Annotated in this window: 15 protein-coding genes; 3 read left to right on the forward strand and 12 right to left on the reverse strand. The window is 70.8% G+C overall.

Going from position 1 to position 16,024, the window contains the following annotated elements:
• Positions 1 to 33 precede the first annotated feature (33 nt).
• From cobT to LRD69_RS04075, 7 genes are all read right to left on the reverse strand, one after another.
• A complete protein-coding gene (cobT, locus tag LRD69_RS04045; protein WP_277325161.1) occupies positions 34 to 3,381 on the reverse strand; it encodes a nicotinate-nucleotide--dimethylbenzimidazole phosphoribosyltransferase in 3,348 nt (1,115 codons plus the stop codon).
• 333 nt (positions 3,382 to 3,714) lie between these two features.
• A complete protein-coding gene (gene cbiE, locus LRD69_RS04050) occupies positions 3,715 to 4,944 on the reverse strand; it encodes a precorrin-6y C5,15-methyltransferase (decarboxylating) subunit CbiE (RefSeq protein ID WP_277325162.1) in 1,230 nt (409 codons plus the stop codon).
• Between the two features lie 119 nt (positions 4,945 to 5,063).
• Positions 5,064 to 5,741 (reverse strand): GNAT family N-acetyltransferase, encoded by a 678-nt coding sequence (locus LRD69_RS04055; protein WP_277325163.1) that lies wholly within the window; start codon positions 5,739 to 5,741, stop codon positions 5,064 to 5,066.
• Positions 5,742 to 5,843: 102 nt separating this feature from the next.
• Positions 5,844 to 6,710 (reverse strand): MetQ/NlpA family ABC transporter substrate-binding protein, encoded by an 867-nt coding sequence (locus tag LRD69_RS04060; RefSeq protein WP_277325164.1) that lies wholly within the window; start codon positions 6,708 to 6,710, stop codon positions 5,844 to 5,846.
• A gap of 75 nt (positions 6,711 to 6,785) precedes the next feature.
• A complete protein-coding gene (locus tag LRD69_RS04065; protein ID WP_277325165.1) occupies positions 6,786 to 7,457 on the reverse strand; it encodes a methionine ABC transporter permease in 672 nt (223 codons plus the stop codon).
• Positions 7,454 to 8,533 carry an ATP-binding cassette domain-containing protein gene (locus LRD69_RS04070; RefSeq protein WP_277325166.1) on the reverse strand — a complete coding sequence of 360 codons (1,080 nt, stop codon included), beginning with the start codon at positions 8,531 to 8,533 and terminating at the stop codon, positions 7,454 to 7,456. Before LRD69_RS04070 ends, LRD69_RS04065 begins: the two co-directional genes overlap by 4 nt.
• A gap of 391 nt (positions 8,534 to 8,924) precedes the next feature.
• Entirely contained in the window at positions 8,925 to 9,572 is a 648-nt protein-coding gene (locus LRD69_RS04075; RefSeq protein WP_277325167.1) for an HAD-IA family hydrolase, read from the reverse strand.
• Between the two features lie 71 nt (positions 9,573 to 9,643).
• On the opposite strand from LRD69_RS04075, the gene LRD69_RS04080 reads away from it, so the two are divergent.
• Complete coding sequence (locus tag LRD69_RS04080; RefSeq protein WP_277325168.1) at positions 9,644 to 10,003, forward strand: hypothetical protein; 360 nt, start codon at positions 9,644 to 9,646, stop codon at positions 10,001 to 10,003.
• A gap of 2 nt (positions 10,004 to 10,005) precedes the next feature.
• Positions 10,006 to 10,437 (forward strand): hypothetical protein, encoded by a 432-nt coding sequence (locus tag LRD69_RS04085; RefSeq protein ID WP_277325169.1) that lies wholly within the window; start codon positions 10,006 to 10,008, stop codon positions 10,435 to 10,437.
• A gap of 19 nt (positions 10,438 to 10,456) precedes the next feature.
• On the opposite strand, the gene LRD69_RS04090 is transcribed toward LRD69_RS04085, so the two are convergent.
• From LRD69_RS04090 to LRD69_RS04100, 3 genes are all read right to left on the reverse strand, one after another.
• Positions 10,457 to 10,960, reverse strand: a complete 504-nt coding sequence (locus tag LRD69_RS04090) for a GNAT family N-acetyltransferase (RefSeq protein ID WP_277325170.1) — start codon at positions 10,958 to 10,960, stop codon at positions 10,457 to 10,459.
• 46 nt (positions 10,961 to 11,006) lie between these two features.
• The gene (locus LRD69_RS04095; RefSeq protein WP_277325171.1) at positions 11,007 to 11,543 is read right to left on the reverse strand and encodes a sigma-70 family RNA polymerase sigma factor; all 537 of its coding nucleotides are present in this window, start codon (positions 11,541 to 11,543) and stop codon (positions 11,007 to 11,009) included.
• A 122-nt stretch (positions 11,544 to 11,665) separates the two neighbouring features.
• Positions 11,666 to 12,844 (reverse strand): glycerophosphodiester phosphodiesterase, encoded by a 1,179-nt coding sequence (locus tag LRD69_RS04100; RefSeq protein WP_277325172.1) that lies wholly within the window; start codon positions 12,842 to 12,844, stop codon positions 11,666 to 11,668.
• 235 nt (positions 12,845 to 13,079) lie between these two features.
• Between LRD69_RS04100 and LRD69_RS04105 the strand changes: the two genes are divergently transcribed.
• Positions 13,080 to 13,751, forward strand: coding sequence for a lysophospholipid acyltransferase family protein (locus tag LRD69_RS04105; protein ID WP_277325173.1), 672 nt, complete (start codon positions 13,080 to 13,082; stop codon positions 13,749 to 13,751).
• A gap of 127 nt (positions 13,752 to 13,878) precedes the next feature.
• Here LRD69_RS04105 and LRD69_RS04110 read toward each other — a convergent pair whose 3' ends face one another.
• On the reverse strand, positions 13,879 to 15,423 hold the full coding sequence (locus LRD69_RS04110) for an MFS transporter (protein ID WP_277325174.1): 1,545 nt from the start codon (positions 15,421 to 15,423) through the stop codon (positions 13,879 to 13,881).
• Positions 15,420 to 15,971, reverse strand: a complete 552-nt coding sequence (locus LRD69_RS04115; protein ID WP_277325175.1) for a TetR/AcrR family transcriptional regulator — start codon at positions 15,969 to 15,971, stop codon at positions 15,420 to 15,422. The genes LRD69_RS04110 and LRD69_RS04115 overlap by 4 nt, the downstream gene beginning before the upstream one ends.
• Positions 15,972 to 16,024 lie beyond the last annotated feature (53 nt).

The raw sequence follows: 16,024 nt of genomic DNA on the forward strand, positions 1-16,024 counted from the left end.
CGACGACCGGGCGGGCCGGCGGAGCCCGCCGGGCTACTTCTCCGTGACACCCGCCGAGTCGAACGTCGCCACCTCGTGCATCGCCCGCGCCGCACTCTGCACGATCGGCAGCGCCAGCAGTGCGCCCGTCCCTTCGCCGAGGCGGAGGTCGAGGTCGATCAGCGGGCGCAGGCCCAGCTTGTTGAGCGCGGCGACATGGCCGGGCTCCGCGCTGCGGTGACCGGCGATGCATGCGGCGAGGGCCTCGGGGGCGATCGCCCGGGCGACCAGGGCCGCGGCGCCCGCGCTCACCCCGTCCAGGACGACGGGCGTACGGAGCGACGCGCCGCCCAGCAGGAATCCCGCCATCGCGGCGTGCTCCAGGCCGCCGACCGCGGCAAGTACACCGATCGGGTCGGACGGGTCGGGCTGGTGGAGTTCGAGGCCACGGCGGACCACGTCGACCTTGCGGGCGTGCATCTCGTCGTTGATGCCGGTGCCGCGACCGGTCACCTCGGCCGGGTCCATGCCCGTGTACACGCAGATCAGTGCGGCGGACGCGGTGGTGTTGGCGATGCCCATCTCACCGGTGAGCAGGCCCTTGTTGCCCGCCGCCACCAGATCGCGGGCGGTCTCGATGCCGACCTCGATGGCCGCGAGGACCTCTTCACGGGTGAGGGCCGGGCCGGTCGTGAAGTCGGCGGTTCCGGCGCGCACCTTGCGGGGAAGCAGGCCCGGCGTGGCGGGCAGCTCCGTGGCGACACCGACGTCGACCACGCACACCTCGGCACCCACCTGGGCGGCAAACGCGTTGCACACCGCGCCACCGCCGAGGAAGTTGGCGACCATCTGGCCGGTGACCTCCTGCGGCCACGCGGTGACGCCCTGGGCGTGCACCCCGTGGTCCCCCGCGAAGATCGCGACGGCCGCGGGCTCCGGGATCGGCGGCGGGCACATGCGGGAGAGCCCCGACAGCTGCGCGGAGATGATCTCCAGCATGCCGAGCGCACCGGCCGGCTTGGTCATCCGCTTCTGGCGTTCCCAGGCCTCACCCAGCGCCTTGGCGTCCAGCGGACGGATGTTGGAGATGGTCTCCTGCAGCAGGTCGTGCGGCTCCTCGCCGGGCAGGGCGCGACGGCCGTACGTCTCCTCGTGGACGACCCAGGACAGCGGGCGCCGCTTGGACCAGCCCGCCTGCATCAGCTCGGGCTCCTCGGGGAACTCGTCGACGTAACCGACACAGAGGTACGCGACGACTTCGAGGTGCTCGGGCAGGCCCAGGGCGCGGACCATCTCGCGCTCGTCGAAGAAGCTGACCCAGCCGACGCCGAGGCCCTCGGCGCGGGCGGCGAGCCACAGGTTCTCGACGGCGAGCGCCGAGGAGTACGGGGCCATCTGCGGCTGGGTGTGCCGGCCGAGGGTGTGGCGGCCGCCGCGGGTGGGGTCGGCGGTGACGACGATGTTCACCGGGGTGTCGAGGATGGCCTCGATCTTCAGTTCCTTGAACTGCTTGGCCCGGCCCTTGGGCAGCGACTTGGCGTACGCCTCGCGTTGACGCTGCGCCAGTTCGTGCATGGAACGGCGGGTCTCCGCGGAGCGGATGACGACGAAGTCCCAGGGCTGCGAATGGCCGACGCTGGGCGCCGTGTGCGCGGCTTCGAGGACGCGGAGCAGGACCTCGTGCGGGATGGGGTCGCTACGGAAGCCGTTGCGGATGTCGCGGCGCTCGCGCATCACGCGGAGCACGGCTTCGCGCTCGGCGTCGTCGTAGCCGGGGGCCGGTGCCGAGGCCGGGGCGGCGTCGCGGTCAGCGGTCCGGGCGACGGGCTGCGGTGCCTCGGCCGGCGGGGCCGCCACGGCAGGGGGCTCGACCGGCTCGGTGGGCTCCGGGTCCGGTGCCGGCGCGTCGGTGGCCGTGAGGTCCGGCGTCTCGATGACCTCGGGGCCGGTCTCGGCCTCCAGCACGAGAACCGGCTCGGGAGCGGCCTCGGCGGCAGGCATGAGGACGGATACCTGTGGGGCCGCGACCGGCTCGGGAACGGATACGGGCTCGGGGGCGGCCACCGGTTCAGGGACGGCCACCGCCTCAGGCGCGGGTGCATCGGCCACCGCAGGCACGGCTTCGACGGGCTCGGGGGTCTCGACGACCGGGTCCGGTACCGGCTCGACGGCGATGGCCACCGGCTCGGGCTGCGGCTCGGTTACGGATACGGGCTCGGCGACGGCTTCCGGCTGCGCGGCCTGCTCCGCGACAGGCTGCTCGATGGCGGCCTGCTCCGCGACAGGCTGCTCGGCGACGGGCTCCTCCGCGACAGGGTGCTCGACGACGGGCTGCTCCGCAGGGACCGGCTCCACGAGGACCTGTTCCACGACCGGCGTCGGGGCCAGGTGCGGGGTGGTCGGCACGGATCCCTCCACGGGCACGAACTGCCCCATGGGCGCAGCGTCCACGAGAGCCCCGGCAGCGGCGGGCACGGCCTCGGGCACGGCGACCGGTGCGGCCCCGACCTGCTCGGCGAGCAGCAGCGGTTCGGCGGCCGGCTCCGGCGCGACGTGCTCCGGCACGACGTACTCCGGGACGACCGTTCCTGCGGCCGTGTGCGCCGCCACGGCTTCGGAAGCCACGGCCACGGGTACAGCGGCCTGCTCCGGCGCCTGGGCCACCCACGGGCTCGCAGGCTGCGGCGGGATCTCTCCGAGCTGCGGGCCCGGCAGGTCGAGGTACTCGGGACCGGTGGTGGGCGGTCCCGAGTGCCGTGCGGCCATCGGGATCTGCGGCGCCTCCGCGGGACCGCGGTCGGCGAGCGAGCGGACCACACCGCCGGTCGGCGTCCCGCCGTACGACGGAGCCGGCTCGCCCGAGGCCGGGCCGCGGTGCAGCGGCCGGCGCGCGGGGGCGGCGGGCTGCGCGACCGCCACAGGTGCGGGAGGCGCCGCCGGCATACGTACACCGTTGAGGTCGACGGCGCCCGAGTCACGGCCGCCGGACTCGTGGGTGCCCTGCCCGGTCTCGGTCATCGCCCCGGCGACGGCCTGCTGCACGGCGTACACCGCGGGATCCGGGACTTCCTGGACCTGTACGGGACCCTGTGCGTACCCCTGGGCCTGCGCAGCATGCATGCTGCCCATGTGCACCTGCGGCTGCGTCAGGTACGCCGCCTGCTCGCCCTGCGGAGCGGGTGCGTGCAGGGCCCCGTCGTCCACCGGCTGGCCGGCCGGTGCGCCGTGCGGTTCGCTCCAGGCGCCCTGCGCACTCGGCATCAGCAGGAGGTCGTCGTCCTCGGACGCATGCTCGGAGGGATCGAGGTAGGTGTACGCACCCGGGGCGGGGATGCCCGGCTGCTCCACCATGCCTGCGTTCTCCGGCAGTCCCTCGCCCGGGATCTGGCCGGTGTCACTCATGCGTACCCCTCGCCCATCGTCAGTGCTCCTTCGGCCCTTCGCCCGGGACGCCCGAACACGGCACGCCGGTGCTCGTCATGAAGAACGAGCGGGCTCGCCGCGCGGCACGAATCGGTCGCGGACATCCAACATTCTCGCGGCCGTTCGCCGCCGCGGCAGGCAGTTCCGCCACGGCTCGATGTGGACTGCGCCACGTTGCGCACCCCCCGGGTCCGCTGTATCACAACGGGGTCCAAAACGGTCCCCTTTTCCGGACATTGACGAACGAAGCGACGAACGACCGGGTGCGGTACAACGATCGGCCAGCCTACCCCGCGCCGTACGCCGACCGGGTCACGGGGCGAGGTCCGAGCGCAGCGCCGCGAGCAGAAACACGACCGAGCGTTCGCGCTCCGACCATGCGGCCGTGTCGAGTTCGACGGACTGGAGGAGGGAGCACTCGACGGTGTATCCGTTCCCGGAGAGTGCCGCGCCCAGGGCTTCGGCCTCGTCCCGGGTCGACGCGTGGGTGACGATGCGCTCCGGCCGGCGGTCGGCGACGGCCGTGACGACGGGGACTCCGCCGCCTCCGATCCGTACGACATCGGGCTCGGGCAGCCGCTCCAGCACATGGGGAGCGCGGCCCTGGACGACCTGGACCTGTACGCCGAAGGCCCGGGCCGTGGCCGCCGTACGGGCGCAGGCGTCGGGGTCGCTGTCGACGGCCAGGACCGCCGCGCCGAACCGTGCCGCCTCCACGGCCAGGGCCCCGCCGCCGGAGCCGACGTCCCAGACGAGGTCGCCGGTGCGCGGGCCGAGGCGGGCGAGCTGAGCGGCCCGCAGCCCTGCGGACTCGCCCTCGCCGGACTCCCCGTCAGGGTCCGCGGCGCCCCCGGGGTAGGCCGCGGGGGGCAGTGCCCAGCCGCGTACGCCATGGGGATGGCGTCCGGCGATCCAGGATCCGGTCGATTGCTGTTCGGGACCGCTTCCGATGACGATCACGACATTCGGGTCGCGCCAGACGTGGTCGGCGGCCTTGTCCGAGGTGAGGACGGTGACCTGCTCGCGTGCGGTACCGAGTTCCTCGCAGATGACGAAGGTGCGGTGGACGCCTTCGAGGAGCAGGGCGAGTTCGGCGGGGCCCGCGCCGGGCGACGTGAGGACGGCCACCTTGTGGTGGGCGCGGCAGACGTTGACGGCGCGGCGCAGGGTGCGGGGGTGGGCGACGACGACCTGGGCGTCCTCCCAGGGCATTCCGGCGCGGGCGAACGCGGTGGCGACGGCGGACACCGCCGGCACGACTTCGACTTCGAGGCCGTGTTCGGGTGCGCGGAGATTGCGGACGACTCCGAAGAAGCCGGGGTCGCCGTCGGCGAGGACCACGGCACTGCCGCGGTGGCCGGCGATCCTGCGGGCGGCCAGGTCGATGGAGCCGAGGCGGATCCGTTCGGCGGCCGCCGGGACTTCGGGGAGTGCGAGGTGGTGCGCGGCGCCCGCGACGAGGGTGGCGGCCGAGAGAGCGGCCGTGGCCGCTGCGGTCAGCGGCGAGCCGTCCCAGCCGATCACCGTGACCCGGTCGGCCATCTGTCGTCAGTCTCCTGGAGTCGTCGCACGTGGGAATGCCCACGAGGCGGCGGGCAGGGTGAGAGTACCTGGTCCCCCACAGGTCCGGACCAGCGCGGTCCCCGGCGCCGGCTCCGGCTTCAGTTCCAGTCGTTGTAGCCGCCGAAGCCGCCCGCGTCGGCCAGCTGCTCGGCGACCCCTTCGAGGTCCTCGGGAAGCAGGCCCCAGACGATCAGATCGGTCCTGAAGTCGGTCCAGCCGCCGTCCTCGGTCTGGGTGCGCGCTATCCGGGCGTTGCGCAGGACGCCCTCGCTGATGCAGCCGAGCTTCTGGGCCACCTGCTGGGAGGCGGTGTTGTCGGCGGCGGTGCGCAGTTCGATGCGTTCGAAGCCCTGGTCACGGAAGAGCCATTGGGCGAGCGCGAGCACGGACTCGGTGGCGTACCCCTCACCGCGGGCCCAGGGGGCGGTGATGTACGCGGCCTCGGTCGCGAGGGTGCGCCAGTCGGTGTGCTGGAGCCGGACCGAGCCGACGAGCCGCTGGGTGAGGAACTCGGTCACGGCGAAGACGATGCCGTCGCCGCCGGTGCGCTGTGCGGGAGCGATCCTGCGCACCCAGCGTTCCGCGTCGACCTCGGTGTAGGGGTGGGGCGCATCGGTCCAGGCGGTGACGAGTTCGTCGTTCATCATCTCGATGTACGCGGGGACGTCCGTCATGTCGAACGGGCGCAGCACCAACCGATCCGTGCTGATGGAGATGGACGGAAAGGTGGAAGTCATGCGCAGCTCCATGCCGAAGACCGTGTAAAGGCACAGCATGCAGCATCGGGCGGACGTTGTGCATGGCCGGGTGCGCACGGCCGAGCCCCGCGCACCCCGGTGGGGTGCGCGGGGCTCGGCCACGCTCGTACGGTGCGGGTGTCAGGAGGCGGCAAGGGGCCCGAAGTCGGGGATGACGGAGCCCTGGTAGGTGTCCTCGATGAACTTCTTGACCTCGTCGGAGTGGAGGAGCTTCACGAGCTTCTGGACGCGGGGGTCCTTCTCGTTGCCCTTCTTCACGGTGAGCAGGTTGGCGTACGGGTTGCCTTCCGCCTTCTCCAGCACGATGGCGTCCTTGGCGGGCTTGAGCTTGGCCTGGATGGCGTAGTTGCCGTTGATGACGGCGGCGTCGACATCGTTCAGGGCGCGGGGCACGGTCGCGGCCTCCAGCTCCTTGAACTCCAGGCCCTTCTTGTCCGTGATGTCACTGATCTTGGCGTTGGTGCCGACGCCGTCCTTGACGGTGATCAGTCCGTTCGCGGCGAGCAACTGGAGGGCGCGGCCCTCGTCCGTGGTGTCGTTCGGCACGGCGATGGTCTGGCCGGGCTTGATGTCCCCCAGGCCCTTGACCTTGTTGGAGTAGAGGCCGAGCGGCTCCAGGTGCACATTGGCGACCGGGACGATGTGGGTGTTGTTCTTCTTGTTGAAGTCGTCGAGGTACGGCCGGTGCTGGAAGTAGTTGGCGTCGACCTGGCCGGTCTCGGTGGCGGTGTTCGGCAGGACGTAGTCCGTGAACTCCTTGACCTCCAGCTTGAGGCCCGCCTTGGCGGCCAGGTTCTTCTTGATGTAGTTCAGGATGTCGGCGTGCGGCGTCGGGGACGCGGCGACGACGAGCGCCTTGGAGGTGTCGGCGTTGGCACCGGTCTCGCTCTTGGAAGCCGGGTCGGACGACGTACCGCAGGCGGTGAGGCCGAAGGCGAGAGCGGCGGTGGCAGCGGCAGCTGCGGTGATCTTGATGTTCTTACGCACGAAAAGTGCCTCTTTCTGGTGGTGAAGGTGGTGCGCCCGGACAAGGAGTTCGGGCCTGTGAGCGGAGAGAAAGTCTCAGGAGGCGGTGCGGCCCCGGCGTGCCAGCAGGCGCACGCCCACGTCACCGATCAGCTGGATCACGGTCACGATGACGATCAGCAGCGCGACGGTGATGAGCATGAACTGGTTGTCGAAGCGCTGGAATCCGTAGGTGACGGCCTTGGCGCCGAGCCCTTCGCCGCCGACCGCGCCGGCCATCGCGGAGTAGCCGATGAGCGCGATCACGGTGGTGGTGACGCCGGAGACGAGCGACGGAAGGGCCTGCGGGAGCAGAACCTTTCGGACGATCGTCGGGATGGATCCGCCCATCGACTGGACGGCCTCGACGAGCCCGTGGTCGACCTCGCGGACCGACGTCTCGACGAGCCGGGCGAAGAACGGGATGGCGCCGACGGCCAGCGGCACGATCATCGCGGTCGGTCCGATGAAGGTGCCGACGACCCAGGTGGTGAAGGGGATCAGGGCGATGAGCAGAATGATGAACGGCAGCGAACGGCCGATGTTCACGATCACGCCGATGACCTTGTTCACCACGGTGTTCTGGAGCAGTCCGCCCTTGTCGGTGAGGACGAGCAGCACACCGAGCGGCAGTCCGACGAGGACGGTGGCGACCGTGGACCACAGCACCATGTAGAGGGTGTCGAAGGTTCCCTGGGACAGCAGCGGCTGCATTTCGGACCAGGTCACTTGGCCACCTCCTTGGTGAGCGGGGTCTGGGTGGGTGCGGCGGGGGTCTGTACGGGGACGGCGGCGGCGACGGCCGTGTCCACGATCTCGGCCTGCAGGCCCTGCTCGCGCAGGAAGCCGATCGGTACGACGTTCTCCTCGAAACGGCCGGGCAGTTCGATGCGCATCCGGCCGATCTGCTTGCCGCCGACGGTGTCCATCGCGGCGCCCAGGATCGAGATGTCGATGTTGTACGTACGGGCGAGCTGGGAGATCACCGGCTGGGTCGCGGCCTCGCCGTGGAAGGTGACGTCCACGACCGTGCGGTCAGGGCCTGAGGCCGTACCGCCGACCGGGAACAGCTCGTGGGCCAGTTGGGAGCCGGGGGTGGCGAGCAGTTCCGCGACGGTGCCGGACTCGGCGATGCGGCCCTTCTGCATGAGGGCGGCCGAGTCGCAGATCGTCTTGACGACGTCCATCTCGTGCGTGATCAGCAGAACGGTCAGGCCGAGCTGCTGGTTGAGATCGCGCAGCAGCTGGAGGATGGACCGGGTGGTCTCGGGGTCGAGGGCGGACGTCGCCTCGTCGGACAGCAGCACCTTGGGGTCACCCGCCAGCGCGCGGGCGATGCCGACGCGCTGCTTCTGACCGCCGGAGAGCTGGCCGGGGTAGGCCTTCGCCTTGTCGGCGAGGCCGACCAGGTCGAGAAGTCCGAGGGCCTTGCGGGTGCGGTCGCGGCCCGAGACGCCGAGGATCTCCAGGGGGAGTTCGATGTTGCCCTGGACCGTGCGGGAGGCCAGCAGGTTGAAGTGCTGGAAGACCATGCCGATCCGGCTGCGCGCCTCGCGGAGCTCCTTGCCGGCGCGGCGGCCCCGGCCGGCGAGGGCGGTGAGGTCCTGGCCGGCCACGGTCACGGTGCCCGAGGTGGGGCGTTCCAGCAGGTTGATGCAGCGGATCAGGGAGGACTTGCCGGCGCCGCTCTGTCCGATGACGCCGTACACCTCGCCTTCGCGGACATGCAGGTCGACGCCGTCGAGGGCGGTGACCTCACGGCCGCGCGCCTGGTAGACCTTCGTGAGGCCCGTCGTGGTGATCACAGGGGTTTCCGTCACTGTCGAGTGCGCGGCGCGGTGTCCGCCGGGCACGGGGCATTCGTCTGAAGAGACTGTTCGGACTCGGGTGTTCGGGCCGGTGTGTCTCGGCACTGCTGCGGGCGGCGGATGGCCGGGGCAGCACATGCTCGGGCAGGCTCGTTCCGCTGGGCACGGACGGCTTGGAGCTCGATCTCGCTTCGGGGCGCGAGACTCAGGCGGGGGCCCTCAGAAGGCGCGCATTCGACACATACAACGAGCACCGGGCGTGGTGATCGCCTCGGTCGCAAGGATGCGTTCGCTCGTCGTGGTCATGCGGCAAGTAAAACAGACGCAATGATCCGCCAGACCCGTCCGTCCGAATAGCGGACAGGCGTGGATGGTCGCGCCATCCGGTTCAGTCCGCGGTCGAGATCTCCATTCCTGCGGCTGTGACCTGCACGGATATGGCGGAGAGGTCGGCGACGACCGCGTCCGCCGCCAGCTCTGTGCGGTCGTGCGTTGTGGTCAAGGCCACGGTCTTCATCCCTGCGGCCCGTGCGGCCCGCAGCCCTGCGGGGGCGTCCTCGAAGACCACGCAGCGGGCCGGGTCGACGCCGAGGCGCCGGGCCGCGAGCAGATAGGGCTCGGGGTCCGGCTTGCCACGGGTGACGTCCTCGGCGGCGATCATCACGGGAAAGCCGATCCCGGCCTCGCGCAGCCGCGCCTCGCCGAGCGGCCGGGTCGCGGAGGTGACCACGGCCCAGCGGTGCGCGGGCAGCGAACCGAGCAGCTCCTTGGTGCCCGGGAGCACCACGACCCCGCCGGGGACGTCCTCGATCTCCAGCTGCTCGATACGGGCCAGGGCGCCGTCGACCCGGTCCTCGGGCAGCAGCTCGGCGATGATCTCGACGGCCGTGCGGCCGTGCAGCTCGACGCCGGAGAAGTCCTCCGCCGTGACGCCGTACTCCTGCGCCCATCGGATCCAGCAGCGGAACACCGACTCGATGGAGGAGAGCAGCGTTCCGTCGTTGTCGAACAGCAGGGCCTCGGCGTGGATCTTCATGGTCGCCGACCCTAGTCCTCGGGCCCGGGGGCGCACGCAGCGGGCCTTTTGGTCCGTAATACCCTCACCTCATGCTTGACGCCCTGACGATCGCGGTCGCCGTGACCGCGCTCGCCCTCGCCGCCTGGTGCGGATTCGCCGCCTACCGGGACCAGCCGACCAAGGACTGGCACTTCATCGGAATGGCCGTGGTGTCGCTGCTGGCGCTGGCCCAGCTGGTGGTGGGGATCGTGCTGCTGGCTGGGGGCCATCGGCCGGAGCAGGGCATGACGATCTTCATCTGCTACCTGATCGGAGCCTTCGCAGCCGTGCCCGCGGCAGGTTTTCTGTCGCTGACCGAGCGGACCCGGTGGGGTTCGGTGACGGTGGCGGCCGGCGCGGTCGTGCTGGCTGTTCTGGAAGTACGGCTCTACGACATCTGGGGAAGCTGACCGTGACCGAGACCGACACCACCTCCGGTTCCGCACCGAAGGCCCGCTTCGAGCTGGGCGCCGGCCCCGGCCGTGTACTGGTCTGGTTCTACGGGGTGTTCACCGTGGCGGCCGCCTCCCGCTCGATCGTCCAGATGATCCTGGACTTCGGTAAGGCCCCGCTCGCCTATGTGCTGTCGGCCGTCGCCGCCCTGGTGTACGGCTTCATCACGTACTCGCTGGTGCGCGGCGGAGAGAGGGCGCGCAGGACGGCGCTGGTGTGCTGCGCCGCCGAGCTCGCGGGCGTGCTGATCGTCGGCACGTGGACGCTGGTCGAGCCGTCGGCCTTCACGGACGCCACCGTCTGGTCGTACCTGGGCAGGGACTACCTGTTCATCCCGGTGATCCTGCCGGTCACCGGGATGATCTGGCTGCGTCGCGCGAAGAACGGGTGACGTCCGGGACGGTCGCCGCTCAGGCGCTGGCCACGTAGGCCGGTGCGGCGGCGTCCTTCTCCAACTGCACGAGCCGGACGCCGTCCTGACCGGTGGTGTTGCCCACGGGTGCGTAACCCGCCCGCCGGTAGAGCCGCAGATTGACCTCGCTGCGGTGCCCCGTGTGCAGCCGGAAGCGGGTGGCCGACCGCTCGTCCGCGAGTGCGGACTCCGCGGCCTTCAGCAGCCGGGCGCCGAGGCCGTGCCGCTGGAGCCGGGGGTGGACACAGAGCCGTGCAATCTCGCCGGTGCCGTCCACGTCGGTGGATCCGCACACCGCACCGACTACTTCGTCGCCGAGCCGCGCCACGAACACGAGATGGGCGGTCAGTTGGCCGCGGACCGATTCGAGGGTCTGCACCAGCGGGTCGATCCGGTAGTTCCCGTACAGCTCCGCCTCGCTCTGGAAACAGAGGTACTGGAGTTTCAAGATCTGTTCGGCGTCCTCCGCCGTAGCCGCCGAGATGATCACACTCATGCCCATGTGTGCATGCCTCCCGCTCACCTGATCCACCGGTTGTCTAACGCTCCTATCCCCGCGCTTCAGGAACGACAACCTCCGCCGCGAGCATTCTGCGCAGACATCCAAGGCATCGGGAACGGATCGGACCCAAACTGCCTTGTGACATACCCAACTTCCCTGCGATCTCCCGGTAGGTGGGATCGCCCGGGGCGAGCATCTCCGCCAGCAGCCGGGCACACCGTCCGGACAGCCGTTCCACCGCGGCGTGCAGCGCCCTGCGTTCGTCGGCCCCGACCGCCGACCGCTCGGGGCAGCCGGCGGGATCCGCGGTGGCCTCGTCCGCGTACGGACGTTCGCGTCGGGCGGCACGACGGGCGCGGCGCGCCTCCGCCCGTACGGTGTCGCGGACCCAGCGGGCCGGGTCGGCCGGCAGCCCCTGATCCGCTAGCAGCTCCAACAGCCGCAGCCAGACCGCCTGTTCGAGATCGGCGGGCTCGACGGCTGCGCCCGCCGCCGCATCGCTCGCCTCGGCCGTCGCCTCGGCACTGACGAGGGGGTGCAGGGCGTGGACGACGGACGCGGGGGCGGCTGCGAGAAGTGTCATGCCCCACCCGACGCGGCCCCGCGGCGGCCGGTTGCCGTCCGCGGGACGCACCACCCGACCGGGGCATGCCCGGCCGGGTGCTGACGCGGGAGGGGTGCGTCGGGCCCTCGTGGCGCTCCGGGCTACCGGCCTCTCGTGAAGTCCGCCGCGGCGAGCAGGGCCGTGTCCGGGTTGTCGGAGAATATCCCGTCGATACCCGACGCGAAGTACGCCTGGAACGCACCGAATGCGTCGCCATAGGCATTGGGGTCCGTACCGCGCCGGAAGTCGGCCGGCAGGAAGGTGTTCTCGTTGCGCATGGTGTACGGGTGCAGGATCAGGCCCTGCGCGTGCGCGTCCTTCACCAGAGTGGTCGGCGTGGTGAGCCGGCCCGACGCGTCCTTGGGGATGATCAGGTCCAGGGTGGGGCCGATGCCCTGTGCGAAGGACGCCATCCACGCCAGGCCGGAGGGCTTCACGAGGTCGTCGACCGTACGCGGGTCGCCGGTCGCCACGAAGTCCCAGGGACGCGATCCCGCTCCGGAAAGCAGCACGACACGCGGGGTGGCGACGAGCTTCGACAGCCGCTGGATGCTGCTGGGCTCGAACGACTGGAGGATGAGCGGCGACTGCGCACGGTGGCGGTTGTAGCGCCGCAGCAGCTTGGCGAGCGGCTCCTCCAGACCGAGGCCGAGGCCGCGGAAGTAGGTGGGGTGCTTGGTCTCGACGTACAGCCAGACCTGCTTTCCGCGCCGGTGACCTTCGCGGTCGGCCCACTGCAGCACCTCTTCGAAGGTGGGGACCTCCCAGCGGCCGTCGTAGAGCGTGTTCTTCTGGCGGTTGCCGGGGATGCGCTCCTTGGCGCGGAGCGTCTTCAGCTCGGCGAGGGTGAAGTCCTCGGTGAACCAGCCGGTGAGGGAGACACCGTCGACGCTCTTCGTCGTCCTGCGGCTCGCGAACTCCGGATGGTCGGCGACATCGGTGGTGGCGGTGATGTCGTTCTCGTGACGGCAGACGAGATGGCCGTCCTTGGTGGGCACCAGGTCCTGCTCGATGATGTGCGCGCCCATGTCGAGGGCCAGCTGGTACGAGCCCAGCGTGTGCTCGGGGCGGTAGCCGCTGGTTCCGCGGTGTCCGATCACCGTGGGCACCGGCAGGTCCAGACGGTGGCCGTGGCCGCCGGACCGTTCCGCGGTGGCCCCGGCCGTGTTCCCGGCAGCGCTCGCCGTGCCGGACAGGGAGAGGGTGGCCGATCCGAGTACGGCCGCCCCCGCTCCCAGGACGGTCCGACGGCCGGGGTTCGCCTGCGCGCGCTCTGTCATGAATGCTCCCTCGCATGTGATGTGTGGCACGGTCGAGCGACGCCCGAGCGTAGGGAGCTGCGCCATCCGGGTGGCATCCCTGGGACGAACACGGCGGAAACACACGTCAACACTGCGTATCCACTGGATGAACCCGATGTGCGATCGGCGAGTACCCGCGAGTATCGTCCTCACCTGCATATACCGTCACGATCCCGCACCTCGGCCGGCCCTGGCCCCTACACCGGAGGAACCGTTGTCCCGACACGCACTCATCAAGGCAGTGCTCGGACCGCTCTTGCGCCTGATGTTCCGCCCCCAGGTGGAGGGCGTGGAGAACATCCCCGGGGACGGTCCGGTGATCCTCGCGGGCAACCACCTGACGTTCATCGACTCGATGATCATGCCGATCTGCTGCGACCGGCCGGTGTTCTACATCGGCAAGGACGAGTACGTGACGGGCAAGGGGCTGAAGGGCCGGCTCATGGCCTGGTTCTTCACGGGCTGCGGCATGATCCCGGTGGACCGGGACGGTGGACGTGGCGGTGTCGCGGCGCTGATGACGGGCCGTCGGGTGCTGGAGGAGGGCAAGGCGTTCGCCATCTACCCCGAGGGCACCCGCTCCCCCGACGGCCGGCTCTACCGGGGTCGTACGGGCATCGCCCGGCTGACGCTGATGACGGGTGCGCCGGTGGTGCCGTTCGCCATGATCGGCACGGACAAGCTGCAGCCCGGTGGTGCGGGACTCCCCCGGCCCGGCAAGGTGACGGTCCGCTTCGGCGAGCAGATGGAGTTCTCCCGCTACGAGGGCATGGACCGCGACCGCTATGTGCTGCGGGCGGTGACCGACTCCGTGATGGCCGAGGTGATGCGGCTGTCCGGCCAGGAGTACGTCGACATGTATGCGACGAAGGCGAAGGCCGCCTGAACCGGCGGATCCCCGGAACATCCGGAGGGCCCGTACCCCCACTCGGCGGTACGGGCCCTTCCGTATCCATGACCACTCGTACGGCCGAAGGCGTGCACGGCCGGCCGCGCTCTGCGCCGGACGGGCCCTACGGGTGCTCGATCTCCTCCTCCAGCGCCTGGCCGCGCAGCAGGAACCAGGCGGCCACCGCCGTCGCCAGCAGGACCGCCGCACCGATTCCGGCGGCGATGTGCAGCCCGTCGACGAACGACTCCTGCGCCGCCGAGACCAGGGCGTGCCCCTGCTCGGCCGGGAGGCCGTGGGCCGCTTCGACGGCGCCGCCCAGGGAGTCGTGGGCGGCCGCCGCGGCCCCGGCCGGGACGCCGGGCGGGGTGACGAAGCCCTGGTAGACACCGGTGACGATGGAGCCGAGCAGAGCGATGCCGAGGGCCGCGCCGAGTTCGTACGCCGTCTCGGAGACCGCCGAAGCGGACCCCGCGTGCTCCTTCGGGACGCTGGAGAGGATCACGTCGGAGGTGACGGTGAAGGCGAATCCCGCGCCGATGCCCACGACCAGCAGCAGAAGCCCGATCAGCGGATAGCCGGTCTCCTTGTGGACCAGGGTGACCGCGGCGAGCGACACGCCGACCGCTGCGAGCCCGGCGGACACCACCAACCGCACCGAGAAGCGGCGGGCGGCCCGGCCGGCGATCAGCCCGCAGGTCACCGCGCCGACGGCGGCCGGCAGCTCGGCGAGTCCGGCCTCCAGCGGACCGCGCCCCTGAACCAGTTGGAGGAACTGGGAGAGGAAGAAGACCAGCCCGGACAGGCCGAGGATGGTCAGCAGGTCGGCGAGGACCGCGCCCGAGAAGCCCCGGTGGTGGAAGAGCCGCATGTCCAGCAGCGGATCGGCCAGCGTGAGCTGTCTGCGGACGAACCAGCAGAGCAGGACCGTACCGCCGACGCCGGCGACGGCGACCTCCCAGCTCCCCCCGTGCGCGGCCAGCTCCTTGATGGTGTACACGACGCCGACCATGCCGACCAGGGAGAGCGCCACACTGATCAGGTCCCAGGGGCCCGGCGCCGGGTTCTTCGACTCGGGGATCATCCTGATGCCGACGACCACGAGGACCGCCATCACCGGCAGGTTGATCAGGAAGACCGACCCCCACCAGAAGTGCTCCAGCAGAAACCCTCCGACCACCGGGCCGACGGCCGCGCCCGCGGAGGCCATGGCGCCCCAGATACCGATCGCGAAGGAGCGCTCGCGCGGGTCGTTGAAGAGGTTCCGGATGAGGGCGAGGGTGGACGGCATCAGGGTGGCGCCCGCGACACCGAGCAGGGCTCGCGCAAGGATCATCATCTCGGCGCTGCTCGCGTACGCGTTGAGCACGGAGACCGCGCCGAACGCGGTGGCACCGCTCAGCAGCAGCTTCTTGCGGCCGATGCGGTCGCCGAGGCTGCCCATGGAGACCAGGAGCCCGGCGATGACGAACGAGTAGACGTCGCCGATCCAGAGCAGCTGGGTGCCGGTCGGCTCGAGATCCTCGCTGAGGAACGGTGTGGCCAGGCCCAGAACGGTGGCGTCGATCGCCACCAGCAGTACGGCCAGCACGAGCACGGCCAGCGCGATCCACCGCCCGGGGCGGCGCAGCTCGTCGGTGGTCCGTGCCTGCTGCTCGATGCCGGTCATCGCTCCACGCTCCGGCGTGCTCCGCCGAGCAGCAACTCGACGATCATGTACGCGAAGTCCTGTCCAGCCACCCGGCCCGCCTGAACGGCCCAGGCCCCTGTGGAGACGAGCCCGTACAGGGCCTCGGTCAGCCAGGCGGGGGTCAGGTCGATGCGGAACTCGCCGCGCTCCTGGCCACGCCGGAAGAAGGCGGAGACCCGCGCGTCCAGCCGGTTCCAGCCCTCGTTCATCTGGTCGCCCTCGAAGAGCTGGTTCTCGGTGACGAGGAAGGACAGCAGTCCGGCGCTCGGCTGCACGGCTGCGATCAGCCGGCGCAGCGCCTCCTCCGAGGTCCCCTCGTCGAGCGCGGCGGCGTCGAGCGCCGCTTCGAACTCCTGGATCCCCAATTCCTCCAGCGCCCTGACCAGGGCGTCCCGTCCGGAAAAGTGCCGGTGCAGCGTGGCGCGCCCGATGCCCGCAGCCCTCGCGACCTCGTCCATGGTGGCGGTCGACTTCCGGGTCAGGAGTGAGGCGGCGCTGCGCAGCACCTGCGCACGGTCGAGAGTCATGAGACGACACTAACCCATATGAGACACCTTTGTCTCATTGAATAATCCGTCGA

The sequence above is a fragment of the Streptomyces sp. JH14 genome (assembly GCF_029428675.1).
GTDB lineage: Bacteria > Actinomycetota > Actinomycetes > Streptomycetales > Streptomycetaceae > Streptomyces.

Excerpts from the sequence above, each read along its gene's own strand:
- cobT (WP_277325161.1), bottom strand. The coding sequence starts at position 3,381 with ATGAGTGACACCGGCCAGATCCCGGGCGAGGGACTGCCGGAGAACGCA.
- cbiE (WP_277325162.1), bottom strand. The coding sequence starts at position 4,944 with ATGGCCGACCGGGTCACGGTGATCGGCTGGGACGGCTCGCCGCTGACC.
- LRD69_RS04055 (WP_277325163.1), bottom strand. The coding sequence starts at position 5,741 with ATGCTGTGCCTTTACACGGTCTTCGGCATGGAGCTGCGCATGACTTCC.
- LRD69_RS04075 (WP_277325167.1), bottom strand. The coding sequence starts at position 9,572 with ATGAAGATCCACGCCGAGGCCCTGCTGTTCGACAACGACGGAACGCTG.
- LRD69_RS04080 (WP_277325168.1), top strand. The coding sequence starts at position 9,644 with ATGCTTGACGCCCTGACGATCGCGGTCGCCGTGACCGCGCTCGCCCTC.
- LRD69_RS04090 (WP_277325170.1), bottom strand. The coding sequence starts at position 10,960 with ATGGGCATGAGTGTGATCATCTCGGCGGCTACGGCGGAGGACGCCGAA.
- LRD69_RS04095 (WP_277325171.1), bottom strand. The coding sequence starts at position 11,543 with ATGACACTTCTCGCAGCCGCCCCCGCGTCCGTCGTCCACGCCCTGCAC.
- LRD69_RS04100 (WP_277325172.1), bottom strand. The coding sequence starts at position 12,844 with ATGACAGAGCGCGCGCAGGCGAACCCCGGCCGTCGGACCGTCCTGGGA.
- LRD69_RS04110 (WP_277325174.1), bottom strand. The coding sequence starts at position 15,423 with ATGACCGGCATCGAGCAGCAGGCACGGACCACCGACGAGCTGCGCCGC.
- LRD69_RS04115 (WP_277325175.1), bottom strand. The coding sequence starts at position 15,971 with ATGACTCTCGACCGTGCGCAGGTGCTGCGCAGCGCCGCCTCACTCCTG.